This is a genomic window from Chelativorans sp. Marseille-P2723, assembly GCF_902809845.1.
Classification (GTDB): domain Bacteria; phylum Pseudomonadota; class Alphaproteobacteria; order Rhizobiales; family Rhizobiaceae; genus Chelativorans.
Genome location: NZ_CADDWI010000009.1, coordinates 462,103 through 481,626 on the forward strand (window position 1 = coordinate 462,103; position 19,524 = coordinate 481,626).

The window sequence follows — 19,524 nt, forward strand, 5'->3', positions numbered from 1 at the left end:
CCATTCGCCCATCATCGCAAGGTGTTGCCGGCAGTCTTTGATATCGGTCAATCGCCATCAGTCCGGTCGCAAGTCTTCGAGCAGGGAGGCAAATTCCGGCCCGCCGCGCCGGACGATGGTAGTGATCGATCCCTTGTCCATGATGACAATGCTGTCGGCGAGTTCGGCCTCCCGCCGGATATGCGTGGCCAACACTATCGAACGCCCTTCGGCCCGTGCTGCAAGACGGATCAGGACGTCACGCGCCGTCGGCCCGTCGAGCCCCTCGGTCGGCTCGTCGAGCAGCCATAGCGGCGCGTCGCGCAGGAACAGGCGAGCGAGCGCCAGCGCGCAGGAACAGGCGAGCGAGCGCCAGCCGACGCGCCTGCCCGCCCGAAAGACCAAACCCCCCTTCGCCGAGCCGCGTATCGAGCTTCTCCGGGAGAGCTTCGACATCCTCTCTGAGGCCTGCGGCCTCGAGTGCGGCAAGCAGTCGGGAATCGTCGGCCTTCGGATCGGCGAGGCGAAGGTTGTCGCGCAGGCAGTCCTGAAACAGTTCGGTCCTCTGTGTCAGCAGCGTTGCCACCCGTCGTTCGACCATACCGTGTTCGGCCGCTATTTCCCCGGCAATGAGGGCGAGCAACGTCGACTTGCCGGCGCCGCTCGGTCCCACGAGCGCGACTCGCTGGCCGTCACGGATCATAAGCGAGACATCGCGCAGCGTCGGCGCGGAAGCGCCCGCATGCCTGACCGTTGCATGCGCCAGACAGACGGAAAGGCCGGCAGGAGGACCGAGGGCGGCCGATTCGGGAGGAAGAACCTCCAGACGCGGCGCGATCCGACGCGCCGCAAGCAGTGTGCGCCCCAGCTCAAGGGCGCCTCTGCGCAGTGGCGTGAAAGGTTCCAGGGCCGCGAACGCCACGAGAATGCCGAGCGCGGCGACTGGCGCGTCGATGGAACCTGTCTCGGCAAGCAGCGTCATGGCGACGACGGTGGCCGACAACAGTAGCGTCCCGACAATACCGAAAGCGATGCCCGTCTTGGTTTCTATGCGATTGAGCGCGTCGTCGCTCTCTGCAAGATAGCGGTCCACCGTGGCGGCATCTTGCTGCCGGGCAGCAAGTTGTCCTGCCATGATCAATTCCGTATGACCGGCGACGAGGTCGATGATGTGTGAGCGCAGGATTTCAAGGCCATGCGCCCGTCGCTCCGCCGGCCTTTTCGCGGCAATGGCCGCAACGGTGGGAATTCCAGCCCCCGCCAGCACGAGCAAAAAGACAATCGCGGTTCCGAACAGCGGCTCGATCAGCCCCAGCACGGTACCGCTTGCCAGCGCCACGACAAGCGCGCCAAAAAGCGGCACCAACACACGCAGGTAGAGCGAATCCAGCGCGTCGATGTCGAGCGTCAGCCGGAACAGCAAGCGGGCCGGCCGCTTGATGAGGCCGGCGGCCATGTCGGGCCGGGCCCAACCCCGGAACAGCCCCTCGCGCAGTTCGGCAAGTACGCCGAGGGTTGCATCGTGCGTCGTCAATCGCTCGCCATAGCGGGCGGCGGTGCGGACAAGCGCGAGGAAGCGGATACCTGCTGCCGGGGCGAATACGTCGAAGGCAAGCGCAGTCGTGACCGACAGGCCGGCGATCGCCGTGGCTGTGATGAACCAGCCGGAAAGGCCGAGAAGCGCTACTCCGGCCAGAGCCGTGGCGGCTGAAAGAAGCGCACCGGCAACCGGCATGAAACGATTGCCGGAGAGGAAAAGCACGAGGATCGGTCGCAGGCTGGTCATGCCGCGCGCTCCAGTCGCCCCGGTGTCACGCGCACGATCCGATCCATGCGTGCCGCCAGCACAGGATCATGCGTAGCGACGATCAGAGTGCGGCCGTCCGCCAGCGCCAGAAGAGCGTCGGCGATCTGCCGGGCGGTTACCACATCGAGATGCGCGGTGGGTTCGTCGGCGAGGATCAGCCCGGTTTCGGGGGCTGCGACAATGCGCGCGAGCGCAAGCCGCGAGGCCTCGCCTCCCGACAAGCCAACACCGCCCTCGCCGACCGGCGCCGCCCCTCTCCTGGCGCACCGCCCTCGCCGACCGGCGCCGCCCCTCTCCTGGCGGCCACCGCGCCGAGGCCCACCAGATCCAGGGCCTTTCGGACCACCTTCCTGCTTATGCCGGGTCGCCCCAGCGTGACATTGCCTGCAAGTGTCGCGGGGAAAATGTGCGGACGTTGTCCGATGAACGCCATGCGTCGGCGCAGCGCTGCAGCTGTACGCTGCGACATGACCTCTCCTCCGATCAGGATGCGGCCGCTTTCGGGCAGCGCAAAGCCGGAAAGCAGCGCGAGCAGCGTCGATTTTCCGGATCCGCTGGAACCGAGCAGCGCCACATGCTCGCCGGGGACGACGTCGAGATCGAAGCCGTCGAAGACAGGCTCGGTATTGGAAGCGTGGCGAAAGCGAAGCTTTTCGATGCGAACACCTGGCGGCGAAGATGGAGCCGGCCCGAATGGCAAATCCTCATCTTGGGCCCCGGGAAGTAGCGTGCCTTGCTGTGCAAGATCGCGAACCGCCTGCATGGCCGCCTCGCCCGCGGCCCGGTCGTGCCAGACGGTGGAAAGGTCACGCAACGGTTCGAAGAAGGCGGGCGCGAGCAGCAGAATGAACAAACCTTCTTTGAGGGAAAGCGTCGTCTCCCAGGCGCCAAAGGGGAGTTGTCCCAGAAGGTGGAAACCGACGTAGACGGCGACCATGGCGACGCCCAGCGCGGAGCACAACTCAAGCACCGCGGACGACAGGAAGGCGATCCGCAGCACCGCCATGGTGCGCAGCCGGAGATTTTCCGCATCGAGCCTTAGCCTGCGGGCGGTCATGTCGACGGCTCCGAGCGAGCGGATCGTGGCAAGACCACGCAGCCGGTCGAGCAGGAAGGCGTTCATGCTCCCCAGTTCGACGAGTTGCGCCTTGCTCGCGGCCTTGGCGCGCCAGCCGATGAGCGCCATGAAGATCGGGATCAGGGGTGCAGCGATGAGGAGCACCAGGGCGGCGGCCCAGGACCAGACGAAGACGCAAGCGAAGATCAGCAGCGGCATGATCGTCGCACGCAGTCGCGCCGGCTGGAAACGGGCAACGTGTGGTACGATCGCCTCCGCCTGCTCGGCCAGCGTGCTCGCTGCGAGGCCGGAGGCAGGACGGGCGGGGTCGATCGGCGAACGGTCCGCGAGAGCGGCCAGGGCATCGCGGCGAAGATCGGACAGGCTATGACGCGCCTGACGAAAGGCTATGCGAGCGCCGGCGGCATCGAGAACCGACCTCAGCACTCCGAGGACAAACACGCCTGTCGCATACCACCAGACCGAAGCGGCGGCGTCTCCGGCGCCGATGTTCCCCACTGCCGATGCGAGCAGCCAAGCTTGCGGAATCCAGATCGTGGACGCAAAGATTTGAAGAGCCGATCCAGTCCGGGCTTTTGCATTCGATGCCGGTCGCATGGTCGCATGGCACTGATCGGTATCAGCGCCTCCCTCGCCGCGAGATGCATCGCAAGGACCGATGACCGCGGCTTCCGCTCGCCTATCTTCCGGCGCGCTGATGGAACCGGCTTTGGTCACACTCGCCCCTTCCCGTCTTTTGTTTTCCGACGACCCACGGAGACGATCTTGTCGCTGGCATCGAGCAACCTGGAGATGCGGGAACCCAACCCAAGCAAGGTCGCGAGCCGCTGGGTGTCGAGCTGCTTGACATCATCATACCAGGTCGTCAGTTGCTCGATCAGGCCGTGCATCTCGGTCATGCGTCGCTGCGCGAAGCGTTCGCTCTCGCCCTGCGGATCCTGCATCAGAATTTCGCGCAGCACCGAAAGCGTAGGATCGATTTCGCGCTTTTTTCTTTCCTCGATCAGCGTGCGCAGGATTTGCCAGACATCATCCGGCGCGGAGAAGAACTCACGACGATCGCCCGGCTTGTGGCTTAGCAGAACAAGGCGCCACGCTTGCAATTCGCGCAAGCTCATCGAGACATTCGAGCGTGAAATGCCGAGTGCCTCGACAATCTCGTCGGCACATAGCGGCTTCGGTGAGACATAGAGAAGGGCGTAGATCTGGCCGACCGTGCGGTTGATACCCCAGCGACTCCCCATCTCTCCGAAATGAAGAACAAAAGCCTGAATGAGTGGCGGAAGGTTCACGGCGGACTTTCACGGAGTTCAGAAATTTCTGAAACTTCTATATATAAAGACGTGATTGCGCAAGTCTGCATTGCTAGCGCCTGAGGTGTACATCGCGAAAGACAAGGAACCTTCAACACATCTCGTCAGCTCAAAATGGCCATGCTTTATCGAAGCCGTGAGAACTCTGGATCGGTCAACCCCGGAAGATAGTCCGTAGGGCGCCAATGTCCGTATTCGTGGCTTATGACGTCGTACGCGCTTCCATCGGCAAGGAACAAAGGTCGTGGTCACCACTGGCTGACGGTGCATGCCCGCATATGTCTCGTTCTTCCGTGAGGCTGCGGAACGCCTCGAACTGACTGAGATAGACGGTTCCCGTCAGGTGATCGAGGAACGCGGCACGCTTGAGACGATCCATCACGGGACCCTTCACCTCGGTCAGATGGAAGGTGATACCGGCATCCTTCAGCCGGTGATTGATCTCCTCCAGGCTTTCCAGCGCGCTGGCATCGACGGTGTTGACTGCCGAACACATCAGCACAACGTGGCGCAGGTCAGGACGCTCGGCCACAAGTTCGGCAATGCGGTCTTCGAGATAGCGACTGTTGGCGAAATAGAGGCTTTCGTCGACCCGGATCGACAGGATGTGCGGATCGATCTGGACCTGATGGCGTTCGACGTTGCGGAAGTGTTCGGTCCGTGGCACCAGGCCGACGACCGCCATGTGGGGCTTGCTCGTGCGGTAGAGGTGAAGAACGAGCGACAGCGCTACCCCAGCCACCACGCCAGGCTCCACGCCCCACAACAGGGTAACGAGGATCGTCGCCGCCATCGCGGAAAAGTCGGCCTTCGAATAGTCGAAGACCTGGCGGATCGCCTTGAGGTCGACGAGCGACAGGACGGCGACGATGATGGTTGCGGCAAGGGTAGCCTGCGGGAGGCTGGTGAGGAGCGGCGTCAGGAACAAGGTCGCAAATGCGATACCGGCGGCCGTGAATACGCCGGCAGCGGGCGTTTCGGCCCCAGCGTCGAAATTGACGACGGAACGGGCGAAGCCTCCCGTCACCGGATAGCCGGTGGAAAGGCCGGAAGCGATGTTGGCAGCGCCAAGCCCGATCAGTTCCTGATCCGGAACGATGCGCTGTCGCCGTTTCGAGGCGAGCGTCTGCGCAACCGACACGGATTCGACGAAGCCGATAATGCTGATCAGGAAGGCTGGTGCGGCGAGGGTTATGACCAGATCGATGGAGATCTGGGGCAGCCCGAATGCAGGGAGACCCTGCGGGATCGTGCCGACCAGGGCCACACCCTCCCCGCCAAGGTCGAGCGCGGCTGCGATGAAGATCGTCAAGGCCACGGCAAGAATCGGCGCGGCCTTGGTCATCAGGTCCGCCGGCCGTTTCGCGATGCCGAGGCCGATCAGGAGCGGCTTCAGCCGCATACGCGCGAAATAGAGGAAGGCGAGCGCGCCCACACCGATGGCTACCGTGTAGGGATTGATCCGGGCTGCCGTCCTTGCCAGCGCGAAAACAATTTCGGGAAGGGTATCGCCACCCGCATGGACGCCGAAAATATGCTTCAACTGGCTGGCCGCGATCAGGAGTCCCGAGGCGGTGATGAAGCCGGAAATCACCGGGTGGCTGAGGAAATTGGCAAGGAAGCCGAGCCGGAACAGACCCATCAACACCAGCATCGCCCCCGACAGCAGCGCCAGCACGATTGCCGCTGTGAGATAATCCGTCGTACCTTGCGCGGCGATCTGCCCAATGGCCGATGCCGTCATGAGCGACACGACGGCGACAGGCCCGACCGCGAGTGTCCGGCTGGCGCCAAACAGCGCGTAGGCCACCAGCGGCAGGATCGACGCGTAGAGGCCGACTTCAGGCGGCAGCCCCGCGAGCATGGCATAGGCCAGCGATTGCGGGATAAGCATGATCGTGACGATGACCGCGGCAACCAGATCGCTGACCAGCGTCGTCCGATCATAGGTACGCGCCCAATCCGTCAACGGCAGATATCCGTTTATCCGCCTCGCAAGGCCGCCCATCTTCGTATCACCTTCCGCTGATCAGGCCGCGTCCGACTGCGTCCGCACTGCCATCGCGTGTCGCGCCAGGCGCGCCGCAGCGATGCCGCCCAACATCGAGCCGACAAAGAGCAGCGCGTCGGCTTCGCCCAGGCCGAGAGCCGGGATGGCACCTCCTGGACAGAAGCCGGTGATGCCCCAACCGACGCCGAACACCGCCGAACCCGCGATGAGCGCGGGGTCGATATTGCGGGCGCTCGGAAGATGAAAGGTTCGATCGAACAGGGGCTGCGGACGTCTGAGCACGAAATGATAGCCGATGGCGGTCACGATGAGCGCACCACCCATCACGAACGCGAGCGAGGGGTCCCACACGCCTGCCACATCGAAGAAACTGAGCACCTTGGCCGGGTTGGCCATACCGGAAATCGCAATTCCTGCGCCGAAGACGAGACCTGCGAAAAGGGCGGAGAGGGTCCGGATCATCAGAAGCCTCCAAGAAGGTGACGAACGATGAAGACGGTCAATGCCGTCGATGCCATGAATGTGAGCGTCGCGGCGATGGAACGTGGCGACACCCGGGCGAGCCCGCAGACGCCGTGTCCGGACGTGCAGCCGGAGCCGAAATAGACGCCAATGCCGACGATCAGCCCGCCGATGACGAGCCATGGCGCTGGTACCGCGCTCTCAAAAGGAATGACCGGCTCACCGGCAATGGCAATGATCAGGGCTGGTGCGGCGATCGCTCCGGCAATGAAGGCCGCCCGCCAGGTCCAGTCGTCCGAGAATGGCGGCAGAAGCCCAGACAGGATGCCGGTCATCCCGGCGATGCGGCCATGGAAGGCCATCAGCAGGACGGCGGCAACGCCGATCAGCGCGCCTCCAAAAAGGGAGGCAACCGGTGTGAATTCAGTCATCGATCAGTCTCGTCGTTGCGGGTTTGCGGCATCGCTCGTGCAGAACAGCCGGTGCATGGTGTGAATGAATGCTGCCACGCGCGGGTCCGCGAGGTGGTAAAAGACATGCTTGCCCTCCTTGCGACCCGCAATCAGCCCTGCCTCGCGCAACTCTGCGATCTGCTGCGACAGGCCCGGCTGGCGGATGCCGAGCAGATCCTCGAGGTCCCGAACGGAGCGCTCGGCCTCAAGGAGTGCGCAGCAGACCAGCAGTCGATCGGGATTGGACAGCTTCTTCAGAAAGCCCGATGCCTCCTCGACATTGGCCTTCAGGTCGGCTGCTTCGCAGGAAAGCGGCTCAATCACGTGTCAATCCCATGGCGCGCCGCTCAGCACGTCGAGCGGGATCTTAAGGTAACGGCGTCCGTTTGATTCGGGTACGGGCAGCCGTCCGCCATTGGTGTTGATCTGCAGCGAGTGCAAGATCAGCTTAGGCATGGCAAGCGTCCTGTCGCGGGCCTCGCGGGCGGCGACAAACTCCGCTTCCGTCCTGTATTTCGCCATATGGATGTTCTTTGCCTTCTGCTCGCTGACCGTCGATTCCCACAGCGGTTCGCGACCGCCGGGCTGGTAGTCGTGGCCGGTAAAGATGCGGGTCTCGTCCGGCAGGGCGAGGATGTCCTGGATGGACTTCCACAGCACCTTGGCGCTGCCGCCCGGGAAATCGGCGCGCGCCGTGCCGCTGTCGGGCATGAACAGCGTGTCGTGTACGAACGCGGCATCACCGATGACATAGGTGATCGAAGCGAGCGTATGACCCGGCGAGAACATCACTCTCGCGTCGATATTGCCGATCGTGAAGGTGTCGCCGTCAGCAAAGAGGCGATCCCACTGGGAGCCGTCGGCGGGAAAATCCGGCCAGTTGTAGAAGTCCTTCCAAAGCTTCTGGACCTCAGTCACCTTCTCGCCGATCGCTGTGGGCGCTCCGGTCTTTTCCTTGAGGTAGGCGGCGGCCGAGAAGTGGTCGGCATGGGGATGGGTGTCGAGGATCCACTCGACCGTGTAGCCCCTCTCCTTCACGAATTCGAGGATGCGGTCGGCGCTCTTCGATGCGGTCTGGCCGGATTTCTCATCGAAGTCATAGACGGGGTCGATGATCGCGCATTTCTTCGTCTCGGGATCAGCGACCACATATTGGATCGACCAGGTCCGCCGGTCGAAGAAGCCGGTCACTTCGGGTTTCTGTGCCATGGGAATTCTCTTTCTGCGTGCTGCTCTTGGATGAAGGTGCTAGCGGCCATGTGTGGCGAGCCAGGCCACGCCTCCGGACAGATCGAAACCATGCCTGGCTCCGAACTGCATGAGGTCGGTCTTGGCCATCCGGCCGTCGAGGACCCTCCGATTGCCCAGAGCGTCAACGATCGTGTGCCGGAGCGGCAAAAGGCAACAACGGGTCCGGCGCTTTCGGCAAGCGTCTTCTGAAAATCGCGCACGAGCTGTTCGGTGATATCGGGCCCTCGCACCGGCAGATGGGCCGAACGCAGTCCGGCCTTCTCGGCGGCGTCGGCGATTGCGCTGGCGGTCGGCTGCAGAAAGCCCTCCCCGTCCGGCCGGTTGTTGACGATTGTCGCATACCCGGCTTGCGCAAGACCGCTGATGTCCTGCGGACTGATCTGGCCGCAAACGGCAAGCCGTTCGTCGATCTGGACCGGCTTCATTTGCCACCTCTCTTAAGTGGACAGGTGTTCAGGCCAAAGATCGAATAGAGCGGGCAGGTTGAGAACAGGCCCGTGAAAAGCGGCACGAGGCCGACCAGTCCCCACCAGCGTGCGTTGCTCTCGAGGACCAACAGGAGCGACAGAAGCCCCAGGCCGATGATGATTCTCAGGGTGCGATCGACGCCACCGACATTCTTCGTCATGTCCGTTCCTCGTCATTGTTTCCGGTTCAATTCCGGCTTCTTCCTTACGTACATACGATTGCAAATAAATGCAATCAATAAAATGTTTCGAACCTACAGTTCTCTCCGGAATTCTTTCTTGCGTGGTGTGCGCCGTCGTCAGGTCGTGCCGGGTGCCTCCTGCTTTCTCCTGCTCATGCGCCACAGAAGCGGGACCAGAACGAGGGCAATCGTCGGAAATATCAGCCAGTTGATGGTCTGCCAGCCGGCCGCCGTCAGCAGCGTTCCGGAAAAGAACGAAGCTGCGGCGACGGAGCCGAAGATGAGGAAGTCGTTCGCGCCTTGCACTTTGCCGCGTTCATCTGACGTGTGGCAGTCGGTTACCATTGCGGTTGCGCCGATGAACCCGAAGTTCCAGCCAACGCCGAGCAGGATCAGCGAGATATAAAAATCGGAAAGGTTTAGCCCGGAAAGTGCGACGGCCCCGGAGCCCGCGATAAGAAGCAGTCCGGCGGCGGTCACCTTCTCCTTGCCGAAGCGACCAATGAGATGGCCGGTGATGAAGCTTGGCGCAAACATGGCGAGCACATGCCACTGGATGCCGAGCGCGGCCTCCCCGACGGTAAACCCGCAGCCGACCATAGCGATGGGGGCCGCAGTCATGACGAAGCTCATTAGCCCATAGGAGACGATGCCGGCCGCTGCTACGAGCATGAAACGAGGCGCAAGCAGGATCTCGCGAAGGGGTCGGCCGCTGCTCATCGACAGGCGGGCCTGCGCCACTTTCGGAGCGCGCAGCATTGCCAACACGGGAAGCGCCAGAAGCGCCAACACCGCCTGGCTCAGGAAGCTGCCCGCGAAAGGCGCTGCTGGCAGCGCGTCGCGCGTCCAGATCACCAACTGCGGTCCGATGATGGCTGCGATCAGCCCGCCGATCATTACCAGAGAGATCGCCCGTGCCTTGAAGCTGTCGGGGGCTGCATCGGTCGCGGCGAAACGATAGCTTTGAACGTATGCGCCGTAGAAACCGGCGAGAAAGGTGCCAAGGCAGAAGACGACGAATGCTGCTGCGACCACTCCGAGTGTCGCGACGAGGCCGGAGATGATGCCGATCCCCGCACCGAGCAAATATCCTGTGCGACGACCGAAATGACGCATCACGACCGCGGCGGGGATCGTTCCGAGCGCAAGGCCGAGATTGTAGAGGCTGACCGGCAAGGTCACGAAGGCGGGATCCGGCGACAGGACCTGATCGACGATGCCGCCGAGCGAAATGATGATCGGCGGGCTGGCGGCCCCGAGCGCTTGGGCTGCCGTCAAGATGAATACGTTCCTACGGGCAAGTGCCTCAGCCGGCATAAACAATCCCCAGTCAGTTCTGGGGCGCTTTGCGGCGCCCGATGGCAGGGCCCTCCGAGGCTGCAGCTGCCTTGGCCACCCGTGGTTCGCAGAAAGACTCGTACAAAATGGTCAGCACGTTGCGCGCGGGCTCGCTCTGGATCCGGTACCAGATCATCTGGCCGTCTCGCCGACCGGCGATCAGCCGGTCGCGGCGCAAGAGCGCTAGATGCTGGGAGACGGTCGAATCCCGGATCCCGAGATACTCCGCAAGCTGTCCAACCGACTTCTCGCCATCGATGAGCTGGCACAGGATCAGGAGACGATGCCGGTTGGCAAGCGCCTTCAGCAATTCGCTGGCATCGTCGGCGGCGGCTTCCATGATTTGAAGATCGATTTTCATTATTGCGAACCTACGCAGATTTGAATATATAGTCAATGAGAAATCGCCCTGCCGACGGCACTGCCCCGGCAAGGCGCGCTGGAGATCGGATGTATGACGAACGGTGACCGTAACGTTGTCTGCCCGCATTGCGCGGCAGTGAACCGGATTGCTACCGGGCGGGACGCCACGGCGGCCCGCTGCGGATCGTGCAAGGAGAAGCTGTTCGACGGACATCCCGTCGATGCGAATGCCCGCATGTATGATCGCCAGATCGCGCGCAGCGACATCCCGGTTCTTGTCGATGTCTGGGCGCCCTGGTGCGGGCCCTGCCGGGCGATGGCGCCGGCCTTCGCCCAGGCCAGCACCGAACTCGAGCCCGATGTCAGGCTGATCAAGCTCAATTCCGATAACGAACCGGAGGTCGCCGGACGGCTCGGCATTCGCGGGATCCCGACCATGATCCTGTTCCGCGGAGGCAGGGAGCTTGCCCGCACCTCCGGAGCCATGACCGCCAGGCAGATTTTTGACTGGACGCAAAGACATTTGGGCCCGGCAGCCTAGAACAAAGCTGATTTTGCCGTTCGGCGAGGAGGTGAGAGATGAACAGACGAGAACTACTCCTTGGCGTCAGTGCGGCCGGTGCGCTTTCCGCATTGGGCGCGTTTCCAGCCCGTGCTCAGATTTCGTCGGCGCGTGCCCGCATTGTCATCGCGGGAGCCGGTGCCGCCGGCCTGTCGCTGGCCTCCAGATTGTCGCGGCAGATGGAGAATGCAAGCATCACCATCATCGACGCCAAGCACGAGCATCATTTCCAGCCAGGCTACACCTTAATCGGCGCCGGTCTCTGGCAACCGACGGACGTGACCTTCCGGAACGCCGATTTCATCCCCCCGGGCATCGAGTGGATCGAGGAGGGTGTGGCGGAGTTCGATCCTGACGCCAATCGGGTCGCGACCACTTCGGGTCGTAGCGTGAATTACGACTTCCTCTTCGTGGCAACGGGTTTGATGCTGGATTATCGCGGCATCCAGGGTATGGACGAGTCGCTCATCGGAACGGACGGGATCGCTTCGATCTATGCCGGACCCGAGGCAGCCGCAGCCTCGTTCATGGAGATCGAAACTTTCATCGACAAGGGCGGCGTCGGCCTGTTCGGCCGGCCTCCGACGGAAATGAAATGCGCCGGCGCGCCGCTGAAGATCACCTTCATCACCGACGACAGGGCGCGCCGCAGAGGCCGGCGCGACAATGTGGAGCTGATCTACAACGCACATGCTGGCGCGGTGTTCGCAATTCCGCCGGTCAACGACAAGGTCAAGGAGATGTTTGCCGCCCGCGACGTCGCGGTGAACTATAATCATGTGCTGTCGGCAATCGACCCCGATGCGAAGAAAGCCACCTACCGGACCGAAGGCGGCGACGTCACGCTCGACTATGATTTCATTCACGTCGTACCGCCCATGCGCGCTCCTGAGGCCGTCAGGAACAGTCCCCTGCCCTGGCAGGACGGTGCGCTCGCCGCGGATGGCTGGATCGAGGCAGACAAGGCGACGCTCCGCCACCCGCGTTTTGCCAATGTCTTTGCAGTCGGCGACGTGGCCGGTGTGCCCCGCGGCAAGACAGCAGCGAGCGTCAAATGGCAGGTCCCTGTTGTCGTGGACAATCTCGTTGCCGAGACGGCCGGACGCGATCCGACCGCGACCTATAACGGCTACACCTCCTGCCCGATGGTGACCGCCTACGGCAAGGCGATGCTGATCGAGTTCGACTATGACGGCACTCTGATCCCCTCCTTCCCGTTCATCGACCCGCTCGAGGAACGCTGGATCTCCTGGGTGATCGAGGAAAAGGGGCTCAAGGGAGCCTACCGCGCCATGCTGCGCGGACGTGCGTGAGGAGCAAGGACAATGGCTGATTTCAATCCTGTGACGCTTTATTTCATTCTCTATGAAAGCATGGGCGTCTGGCTCTTCATTCTCGCCGGCGTGGCAATTCTCCTCCTTGTCGGCGTGATCATGATGACGTTCCGTCTGGGCCGTACGGGTCGTCCGGCCAAACGGCCGGCGATGGCGGCAATCGCGGCGGCGCTCGTCGTGACGGTCGTATTCTTCTTCCTGGTTCCCCGCTGGACGCTCGCCGGCATCGGCGCGTTGAGCGGCGTTGTCGATTATGCCTTCGCTGCTCTTCTTGCGCTCGTGCCAGGAGTCGCGGCCGGAGCGATCGTGTTCATGCTTGCGGCGCGTCGTTGTACTGCGAAAAGCATGAGACAGCCGGTCTCGGCCTGACGAACTCACGCGACCGCGGCAATGTGGGAACCGAGGGACAAGTCAGGTCGATTCAGCGAGGTCCGACAGGTCAACCCTCCGACCCGCCGGGCCTCGTCGCAAAAGATGGTAGCAAGACCTCTTGCACCTTCTTCACTTTCAACCGGAACACCTTGCTTAAGGCGATACAGATGCCGTCTGCGCGTACTTTCCTTCTCGCGGTCGCCGCAGCCGGCCTGGTTGGCGGATCTATCGCCTGGGTTGCTGGCGAAGAGTGGTCGCGATGGGCATGGTCAGCGGGAACGGCCGTTGTCCTCACCGGGCTGATTATCGAGATTGTCACCAGCCTGCGACGCGGCGAGGTTGGGCTCGACCTTGTCGCCGCCCTGTCCATGTCGGCGGCGCTCGCCTTTGGCGAGCCGCTGGCGGGCAATATCGTCGCGCTGATGTATGCTGGGGGTCAGTTTCTCGAAGGCTATGCCGAGGGCCGCGCGCGCCGCGAAATGACGGCGTTGCTGGGCCGCGTGGCGCGTGAAGCCAGCCGCTACGTCGATAGCAGGCTCGAAACTGTGCCGATCGAGTCGCTCCAGCCTGGCGATCGCATTCTGGTGCGCCAGGGCGAAGTGGCGCCGGTCGACGGTGTGCTGCTTTCTGCAACAGCCATGCTTTGGCCTGACCCCATAGGGTGGTCCGGTTTCAATCTTAGTTCATGATCGGCCTTGGGGCTATTGCCTGGGCAGATGACGGTGCTGCTCCGCTTGCTGGCGCAGGCCAGATGATGGCCTCGGGTGCCGGTGGCTTGTATCCAAGCGACGAGTGTGGCCTCTCGGTGTTGTAGTACCGCCGCCAGGCTTCGATGATGATCTTGGCCTCGGCGAGGCTGTAGAAGATCTCACCGTCGAGCAGTTCGTCGCGGAGCTTCGAGTTGAAGCTCTCGCAGTAGCCGTTCTCCCAAGGGCTTCCAGGTTCGATGAACGCTGTCTTTGCGCCGACGGCTACGATCCACTCCCGTACAGCCTTGGCGATGAACTCCGGGCCGTTGTCGGAACGGACATGGCCGGGCACACCACGCAGGATGAACAGGTCCGACAGGGCGTCGATGACGTCGGTCGAGTTGAGCTTGCGATCGATGCGGATTGCAAGGCATTCCCTGGTGAACTCGTCGATGATGTTGAGCATGCGGAATCTCCTGCCATCGTGGGTCCGACCCTCGACGAAGTCATAGGACCAGACATGGTTTGGATGCTCGGGTCGAAGCCGGATGCACGATCCGTCATTCAACCAGAGCCGCCCCTTCTTCGGTTGCTTCTGGGGAACCTTCAGCCCCTCCCGCCGCCAGATCCGTTCGACACGCTTGGCGTTCACCGTCCAGCCTTCAGACCGCAGCATCGCCGTGATCCTGCGATAGCCATAACGGCCATAGCGGGAAGCGAGCCGGATGATGTCGGAGGTCAACGCCTCTTCATCGGGCCGGCCTTGCGGCTTTTTGCGCTGGGTCGAACGATGCTGGCCATCGGTCGGGATGATCCTGACTTCCACGCTGCTGGTCGGATTACTTACGATTGGATCGTGGCGCTGATTTCCGGCATCATCAATCGAAATGCCCAGCCAGCGGAGCCTGTCGCAAATCCCCCAGCGCACAGTGGCGGAATGCTCGCCGATCCCGGCCGTGAAGACGAGACAATCGAGGCCGCCCAAAGTGCTTGCCAGCGCGGCAATCTCGCGAGCGGCACGGAAGACGAAAAGCTCGACTGCTTCGCGGGCGTGAGGATCTTTACTTTGCTCCAGATCGCGCATGTCCCCGGATATGCCGGACACGCCGAGCAAGCCGGAGTTCTGATAAAGCAGGTCCTGCAACTTGTCCGGCGTCATGCCGTCATGCTGCAGGAGGTAAAGGAGGATGCCCGGATCGATGGTTCCGCAACGTGTTCCCATGACAAGCCCGTCCAGCGCGGAAAATCCCATGGTGGTGTCAAGGCTATGGCCATGCCGCATAGCGCACAGGCTCGCGCCATTGCCGAGATGGGCAACCACAGTGCGCTGATCCGCTTTCCCCTCCTGCGCCAGATACGACGCGATATACTCGTAGGAAAGGCCATGGAAGCCGAAGCGCCGGATGCCTCTTTCCTCATAAGCGCGAGGCAGGGCATAGCAACCGGCCGGCGGCTCGATCGTGCGATGAAAGGCAGTGTCAAAACAGCCAACCTGCCGCAACCGCGGGCGCAGTTCCGCCATCGCATGGACCGGCGCGATGCTGCGCGGCTGATGCAGCGGCGCAAGCGGCGCCATTTTCTCGAGCGCATCGACAGTCGGCGGCGACAGCAGGACAGGATCTGAGAATACGGTGCCTCCGTGAACGATTCGATGGCCACAACCGATCAGCCGCCGCTTGCCGAACTCCTGCTCCACCCAATTGACGAGGGCGTCGATTGCGTCGCTGACATCTTCCCTTCCAACCTCACGGTCGACCAAAGACGCTCCTTCGACCGACCTGGCGACGAGCCGCGGTGTTCTGTCTGTTCGGATTGCTCCACGTGCCGCCGTTGCAGGTTCGCCTGCTTCGCCGACGTCATAGACGCCGAATTTGATGCTCGATGAACCCGTGTTCAGCGACAGGATCGCGTCGCGCATCAGTCGCCGGCCTCGGCCGCCGTTCCATAAGGCCAGGTCCAGTCGCGGATTTCGGGCATGTCCTCGCCATGCTCGCAGACGTAAGCTTTGTGCTCTTCGAGTTTCCTTTCCAGCGCGGCGCCGAATTGGGCCGACCGTTCGGCAAGTTGTGGCAGGCGGCGTAACGCAGACAGCGCCAGATGAAAGCGGTCGATCTGGTTCATCACCGCAATGTCGAAGGGCGTGGTGGTCGTGCCCTCCTCGTGAAAGCCATGAACGTGGAAATTGTCGTGGTTGTTGCGCCGGTAGGTCAGCCGGTGGATGAGATAGGGATAGCCGTGATAGGCGAAAATGACGGGCTTGTCCGTGGTGAACAGGCGGTCGAAGATCTCGTCCGCGAAGCCGTGCGGATGCTCGCTATGGGACTGCAGCGTCATCAGATCGACGACGTTGACGACACGGATCCTGATCTCCGGAAGCGCCGTGCGCACAAGATCGACGGCGGCCAGCGTCTCCATTGTCGGTACGTCCCCCGCGCAGGCTATCACGATGTCCGGTTCCTCGCCGGACGGGCCCGTGCAGGCCCAATCCCAGATGCCGGCGCCGGCCTTGCAGTGCCTTTCCGCCGCATCGGCGCTCAGCCATTGCGGCGACGGCTGTTTGCCCGCCGTGATGACGTTGATGCGATTCCAGGTCCGCAGGCAATGATCGGTGACCCAAAGCAGCGTGTTGGCGTCCGGCGGGAAATAGAGCCGGACCGTATCGGCCTTCTTGTTGGCCACGAAATCGGCGAAGCCGGGATCCTGATGGGAAAAGCCGTTATGGTCCTGGCGCCAGACATGGGAGGTCAACAGATAGTTCAACGAGGCGATCGGCTTGCGCCAGGGCAATTCCGCCGAGGTCTTCAGCCATTTCGCATGCTGGTTGACCATGGAGTCCACGATGTGGATGAAGGCTGGAAAACAGGCCATGCCGTCCAGTCAGCAGATAGCCCTCCAGCCAGCCCTGGCAGAGATGCTCCGATAGAACCTCCATGACCCTGCCTTCACGGGCAAGATGGACGTCATAGGGCTCGATTCCTTCCATCCAGACACGGTCCGTCACATCAAACACGGCGTCCAGCCGGTTCGATGAGGTTTCGTCCGGCCCCATCAGGCGGAAGTTCCGCGCTTCACCGTTCAGGCTGATGACATCGCGCAAATAGGCGCCCATGAGGCGGGTCGCTTCTGCGATCCTGCCGCCCGGTTCCGGCACCTCGATGGCAAAACTCTTCCAGTCGGGCAGGACGAGGTCCTTCTTTAACAAGCCGCCATTGGCATGCGGAAGCGCGCCCATGCGCTTTTCTCTCTTGGGTGCGAGCGCCGCGATTTCGGGCAGCAATCGCCCTTCCGCATCGAACAGTTCCTCCGGCCGATAGCTGCGCATCCATTCCTCAAGGATCTGGCGATGAGCGGCATTGCCGCGCGCATTGGAGACGGGCACCTGGTGCGAGCGCCAGAAATCCTCGACCTTCTCGCCGTCGACCTCTTTCGGTCCGGTCCAGCCTTTCGGGCTGCGCAGGATGATCATCGGCCAGCGGGGCCTGTCACCCGCCCATCCCTCCTTACGGGCGCCAGTCTGGATGTCCCGGATGCGATCCATCGCCTCGTCCAGCGTGGCCGCCATCAAACCGTGCATGGCCATCGGATCGCTGCCCTCGACGAAGAAGGGATCGTAACCATAGCCGGTGAAGAGGCTCTTCAGTTCACCGACGTCCATACGCGCCAGCAGCGTCGGATTGGCGATCTTGTAGCCATTCAGATGCAGGATAGGCAGCACCGCGCCGTCCACCCGTGGGTTGAGGAACTTGTTGGAATGCCAGGCGGCGGCCAGCGGGCCGGTCTCCGCCTCGCCGTCGCCGACGACGCAGGCCACGATCAAATCCGGATTGTCGAAAGCCGCTCCAAAGGCGTGGACCAGCGCATATCCAAGCTCCCCACCCTCATGAATCGAACCGGGCGTTTCGGGCGCGACGTGGCTCGGCACACCGCCGGGGAAGGAGAATTGCTTGAACAGCTTCCTCATCCCCTCGGCGTCTCGGCCGATGTCTGGGTAAATCTCGCTGTAGCTGCCCTCGAGCCAGGTGTTGGCAACCATGGCCGGGCCGCCATGTCCCGGGCCGCAGACGTAAAGCACGTCGAGATCGCGTTTCCGGATCAACCTGTTCAGGTGCACATAGATGAAGTTGAGACCCGGCGTAGTCCCCCAATGTCCAAGCAGTCTGGGCTTCACGTGCTCGGCACGCAGAGGTTCTCGCAGCAGCGGATTGTCCATCAGATAGATTTGTCCGACGGAGAGGTAGTTGGCGGCACGCCAATAGCGATCCATTATCTTCAGCTCAGCCGAAGTCTGATTCACGGTTCAGCCCTTTGCGTTTCTCGCGACGATATTCCTGATTCATGTCAACAACACATCATGCCCATGATTTTTGTCATGTAGCTGGAACCAGAGTCGCCGATTACGGCGTCGTCTGACGCAAAGGTTCGCCGGTCGGATAACCACGGTGCTGTACCTATCGGAATGCACATAGTATTGCCTTGGCTGGTTTCGCAGCAGCCAGCGATGCAGCAATGCTGGTTGCCCCGATAGCTGCGAAGGTCATTTTTTTCGCGCCTTGGGGATACGCGGCGGGTACACGTTCAAGACTCTCCGGATGATTTGGGGTTATCTGCCGTTGGAGGTTACACTCTCGCCCATTACGGGCGCGCGACGCACTTCCGTCAGATAATTCAATACCAGAGATACCGCGACGATCCCGTAAAGCAGCATGAAGCAACTCGAGTTTACGCCGAGCCCGTCGAGAATGACTCCGAACATGATAGGCAGTAGGAAGCCGCCCAGGCCGCCGGCCATGCCGACCACGCCGGAAACCACGCCCATGTTCTCCGGGAATTCGTCGCCGATATATTTGAACGTCGAGGCCATGCCGCAGGCGAAGGCTATGCCGAGAACAAACAGCAGAGCCGTAAACAACCAGGACGGCAAGGCGATGCCGAAACCCCGTGGACCTTCGATCGTATGAACGATCAGTTCCGTCTTGGGATAGGAGAGCAGGAACAGGCAGACCCAGGCGATCCACAGCACCCACCAAGTCACCGCGTGCGCTCCGAAGCGATCCGACAACCAGCCACCCAGGGCGCGAAACGCGCCGCCGGGCAGTGCGAATGCTGTGGCGAGTAACGACGCCTGAGCGATGGAGTAGCCGTACTCCGTCGTGAAATACTGCGGCATCCAGATCGAAAGGGCCGTGAACCCGCCGAATACGATCGAGTAGTATTGACAATATTTCCAGACCCGTGGATCGCGCAGGACCGTCAACTGCCGCATCATGGACGGCGTTGAATTGTCCGACCGCGCCGGGTCGGGCGCGGAGAATATCCAGAAGAGCGCCGCCGTGACCACCAGCGCCGCCGCATAGACCTTCGGTACCATCTCCCATCCATACTGCTCGATGAGGAATGGCGCGACGAACATGTTGAGCGCGGCCCCCACCGTGCCGGCGCCGAACAATCCCATGGCGAAGCCGCGGCGCTCCTTGGGAAAGAAGCGGGCGACATAGGGTGTTCCGACCGCGAAAGACGCGCCGACGAGACCCAGTGCGAGCCCGAGGAGAAGGAACTGCCACAAGGCGGAGGCATAGGCCGAGATCCAGAGTGGCACAGCACAGCCGAGCAGAAGAAGTAGCATGATACGGCGCCCGCCGAAACGGTCCGTCCAGATCCCGAGCGGCAATCTGAACAGCGCTCCTGTCAGCACGGGCGTGGCGGTCAAAAGGCCGAATTCGGTCGAATCGAGGCCGAGTTGCGCGCGAATCGGAATCCCGATCACGCCGAACATCATCCAGACTGCGAAGCAGACCGTGAATGCTAGCGTGGTGATCAACAGGACGGTGAAGTCACCCTGCTCGCCGGAGGTGTAGGACATTGTA

General features: G+C 62.3%; 16 protein-coding genes and 3 pseudogenes. 4 read left to right on the top strand and 15 right to left on the bottom strand.

Features of this window, described 5'->3' with window-relative positions; genetic code table 11:
* Nucleotides 1-57 precede the first annotated feature (57 nt).
* The 12 genes and pseudogenes from HUS57_RS09505 to HUS57_RS09560 form a co-directional block, all read right to left on the bottom strand.
* A pseudogene (locus HUS57_RS09505) lies at nt 58-1,765 on the bottom strand (ATP-binding cassette domain-containing protein).
* Nucleotides 1,762-3,425 (bottom strand): annotated as a pseudogene (gene cydD, locus HUS57_RS09510) (thiol reductant ABC exporter subunit CydD); the annotation flags it as partial. The pseudogenes cydD and HUS57_RS09505, both read right to left, overlap by 4 nt.
* A gap of 152 nt (nt 3,426-3,577) precedes the next feature.
* Nucleotides 3,578-4,156: a GbsR/MarR family transcriptional regulator gene (locus HUS57_RS09515; RefSeq protein ID WP_144705207.1), complete on the bottom strand. Its 579-nt coding sequence runs from the start codon at nt 4,154-4,156 to the stop codon at nt 3,578-3,580.
* 223 nt (nt 4,157-4,379) lie between these two features.
* The gene (gene sulP, locus HUS57_RS09520) at nt 4,380-6,185 is read right to left on the bottom strand and encodes a sulfate permease (RefSeq protein ID WP_173933083.1); all 1,806 of its coding nucleotides are present in this window, start codon (nt 6,183-6,185) and stop codon (nt 4,380-4,382) included.
* Between the two features lie 21 nt (nt 6,186-6,206).
* Entirely contained in the window at nt 6,207-6,650 is a 444-nt protein-coding gene (locus HUS57_RS09525; RefSeq protein WP_144705211.1) for a DUF6691 family protein, read from the bottom strand.
* A complete protein-coding gene (locus HUS57_RS09530) occupies nt 6,650-7,081 on the bottom strand; it encodes a YeeE/YedE thiosulfate transporter family protein (RefSeq protein WP_173933085.1) in 432 nt (143 codons plus the stop codon). Before HUS57_RS09530 ends, HUS57_RS09525 begins: the two co-directional genes overlap by 1 nt.
* A gap of 3 nt (nt 7,082-7,084) precedes the next feature.
* Nucleotides 7,085-7,426 carry a metalloregulator ArsR/SmtB family transcription factor gene (locus tag HUS57_RS09535; protein ID WP_144705215.1) on the bottom strand — a complete coding sequence of 114 codons (342 nt, stop codon included), beginning with the start codon at nt 7,424-7,426 and terminating at the stop codon, nt 7,085-7,087.
* A gap of 3 nt (nt 7,427-7,429) precedes the next feature.
* The gene (locus HUS57_RS09540) at nt 7,430-8,311 is read right to left on the bottom strand and encodes an MBL fold metallo-hydrolase (protein WP_173933087.1); all 882 of its coding nucleotides are present in this window, start codon (nt 8,309-8,311) and stop codon (nt 7,430-7,432) included.
* On the bottom strand, nt 8,290-8,778 hold the full coding sequence (locus HUS57_RS09545) for a TIGR01244 family sulfur transferase (protein WP_246727815.1): 489 nt from the start codon (nt 8,776-8,778) through the stop codon (nt 8,290-8,292). Before HUS57_RS09545 ends, HUS57_RS09540 begins: the two co-directional genes overlap by 22 nt.
* Nucleotides 8,775-8,981, bottom strand: a complete 207-nt coding sequence (locus HUS57_RS09550) for a DUF2892 domain-containing protein (RefSeq protein WP_144705217.1) — start codon at nt 8,979-8,981, stop codon at nt 8,775-8,777. The genes HUS57_RS09545 and HUS57_RS09550 overlap by 4 nt, the downstream gene beginning before the upstream one ends.
* 138 nt (nt 8,982-9,119) lie before the next feature.
* Nucleotides 9,120-10,319: an MFS transporter gene (locus HUS57_RS09555; protein ID WP_173933089.1), complete on the bottom strand. Its 1,200-nt coding sequence runs from the start codon at nt 10,317-10,319 to the stop codon at nt 9,120-9,122.
* A gap of 13 nt (nt 10,320-10,332) precedes the next feature.
* The gene (locus tag HUS57_RS09560) at nt 10,333-10,701 is read right to left on the bottom strand and encodes a metalloregulator ArsR/SmtB family transcription factor (protein ID WP_144705221.1); all 369 of its coding nucleotides are present in this window, start codon (nt 10,699-10,701) and stop codon (nt 10,333-10,335) included.
* A gap of 93 nt (nt 10,702-10,794) precedes the next feature.
* On the opposite strand from HUS57_RS09560, the gene trxC reads away from it, so the two are divergent.
* The 4 genes from trxC (at nt 10,795) to HUS57_RS09580 (ending at nt 13,660) form a co-directional block, all read left to right on the top strand.
* Entirely contained in the window at nt 10,795-11,244 is a 450-nt protein-coding gene (gene trxC / locus HUS57_RS09565; protein ID WP_144705223.1) for a thioredoxin TrxC, read from the top strand.
* A 38-nt stretch (nt 11,245-11,282) separates the two neighbouring features.
* Nucleotides 11,283-12,578, top strand: a complete 1,296-nt coding sequence (locus HUS57_RS09570) for an FAD/NAD(P)-binding oxidoreductase (protein WP_173933091.1) — start codon at nt 11,283-11,285, stop codon at nt 12,576-12,578.
* A 12-nt stretch (nt 12,579-12,590) separates the two neighbouring features.
* A complete protein-coding gene (locus HUS57_RS09575; RefSeq protein ID WP_173933093.1) occupies nt 12,591-12,968 on the top strand; it encodes a hypothetical protein in 378 nt (125 codons plus the stop codon).
* A 170-nt stretch (nt 12,969-13,138) separates the two neighbouring features.
* Complete coding sequence (locus HUS57_RS09580; RefSeq protein WP_173933095.1) at nt 13,139-13,660, top strand: hypothetical protein; 522 nt, start codon at nt 13,139-13,141, stop codon at nt 13,658-13,660.
* On the opposite strand, the gene HUS57_RS18100 is transcribed toward HUS57_RS09580, so the two are convergent.
* The 3 genes and pseudogenes from HUS57_RS18100 to HUS57_RS09600 form a co-directional block, all read right to left on the bottom strand.
* Nucleotides 13,650-15,578: an IS3 family transposase gene (locus HUS57_RS18100; protein ID WP_281409289.1), complete on the bottom strand. Its 1,929-nt coding sequence runs from the start codon at nt 15,576-15,578 to the stop codon at nt 13,650-13,652. The two genes, HUS57_RS09580 and HUS57_RS18100, sit on opposite strands and share 11 nt — an antisense overlap.
* A pseudogene (locus tag HUS57_RS09595) lies at nt 15,578-17,924 on the bottom strand (phosphoketolase family protein). Before HUS57_RS09595 ends, HUS57_RS18100 begins: the two are co-directional and overlap by 1 nt.
* Nucleotides 17,925-18,260: 336 nt before the next feature.
* A complete protein-coding gene (locus HUS57_RS09600) occupies nt 18,261-19,520 on the bottom strand; it encodes a nitrate/nitrite transporter (RefSeq protein ID WP_173933097.1) in 1,260 nt (419 codons plus the stop codon).
* Nucleotides 19,521-19,524: the final 4 nt, after the last annotated feature.

Bases quoted from the DNA above. Each gene is read 5' to 3' on its own strand.
- trxC (WP_144705223.1), top strand. From the start codon at position 10,795: ATGACGAACGGTGACCGTAACGTTGTCTGCCCGCATTGCGCGGCAGTG.
- HUS57_RS09555 (WP_173933089.1), bottom strand. From the start codon at position 10,319: ATGCCGGCTGAGGCACTTGCCCGTAGGAACGTATTCATCTTGACGGCA.
- HUS57_RS09570 (WP_173933091.1), top strand. From the start codon at position 11,283: ATGAACAGACGAGAACTACTCCTTGGCGTCAGTGCGGCCGGTGCGCTT.
- HUS57_RS09560 (WP_144705221.1), bottom strand. From the start codon at position 10,701: ATGAAAATCGATCTTCAAATCATGGAAGCCGCCGCCGACGATGCCAGC.
- HUS57_RS18100 (WP_281409289.1), bottom strand. From the start codon at position 15,578: ATGCGCGACGCGATCCTGTCGCTGAACACGGGTTCATCGAGCATCAAA.
- HUS57_RS09540 (WP_173933087.1), bottom strand. From the start codon at position 8,311: ATGGCACAGAAACCCGAAGTGACCGGCTTCTTCGACCGGCGGACCTGG.
- HUS57_RS09550 (WP_144705217.1), bottom strand. From the start codon at position 8,981: ATGACGAAGAATGTCGGTGGCGTCGATCGCACCCTGAGAATCATCATC.
- HUS57_RS09575 (WP_173933093.1), top strand. From the start codon at position 12,591: ATGGCTGATTTCAATCCTGTGACGCTTTATTTCATTCTCTATGAAAGC.
- HUS57_RS09530 (WP_173933085.1), bottom strand. From the start codon at position 7,081: ATGACTGAATTCACACCGGTTGCCTCCCTTTTTGGAGGCGCGCTGATC.
- HUS57_RS09580 (WP_173933095.1), top strand. From the start codon at position 13,139: ATGCCGTCTGCGCGTACTTTCCTTCTCGCGGTCGCCGCAGCCGGCCTG.
- HUS57_RS09545 (WP_246727815.1), bottom strand. From the start codon at position 8,778: ATGAAGCCGGTCCAGATCGACGAACGGCTTGCCGTTTGCGGCCAGATC.
- sulP (WP_173933083.1), bottom strand. From the start codon at position 6,185: ATGGGCGGCCTTGCGAGGCGGATAAACGGATATCTGCCGTTGACGGAT.
- HUS57_RS09525 (WP_144705211.1), bottom strand. From the start codon at position 6,650: ATGATCCGGACCCTCTCCGCCCTTTTCGCAGGTCTCGTCTTCGGCGCA.
- HUS57_RS09600 (WP_173933097.1), bottom strand. From the start codon at position 19,520: ATGTCCTACACCTCCGGCGAGCAGGGTGACTTCACCGTCCTGTTGATC.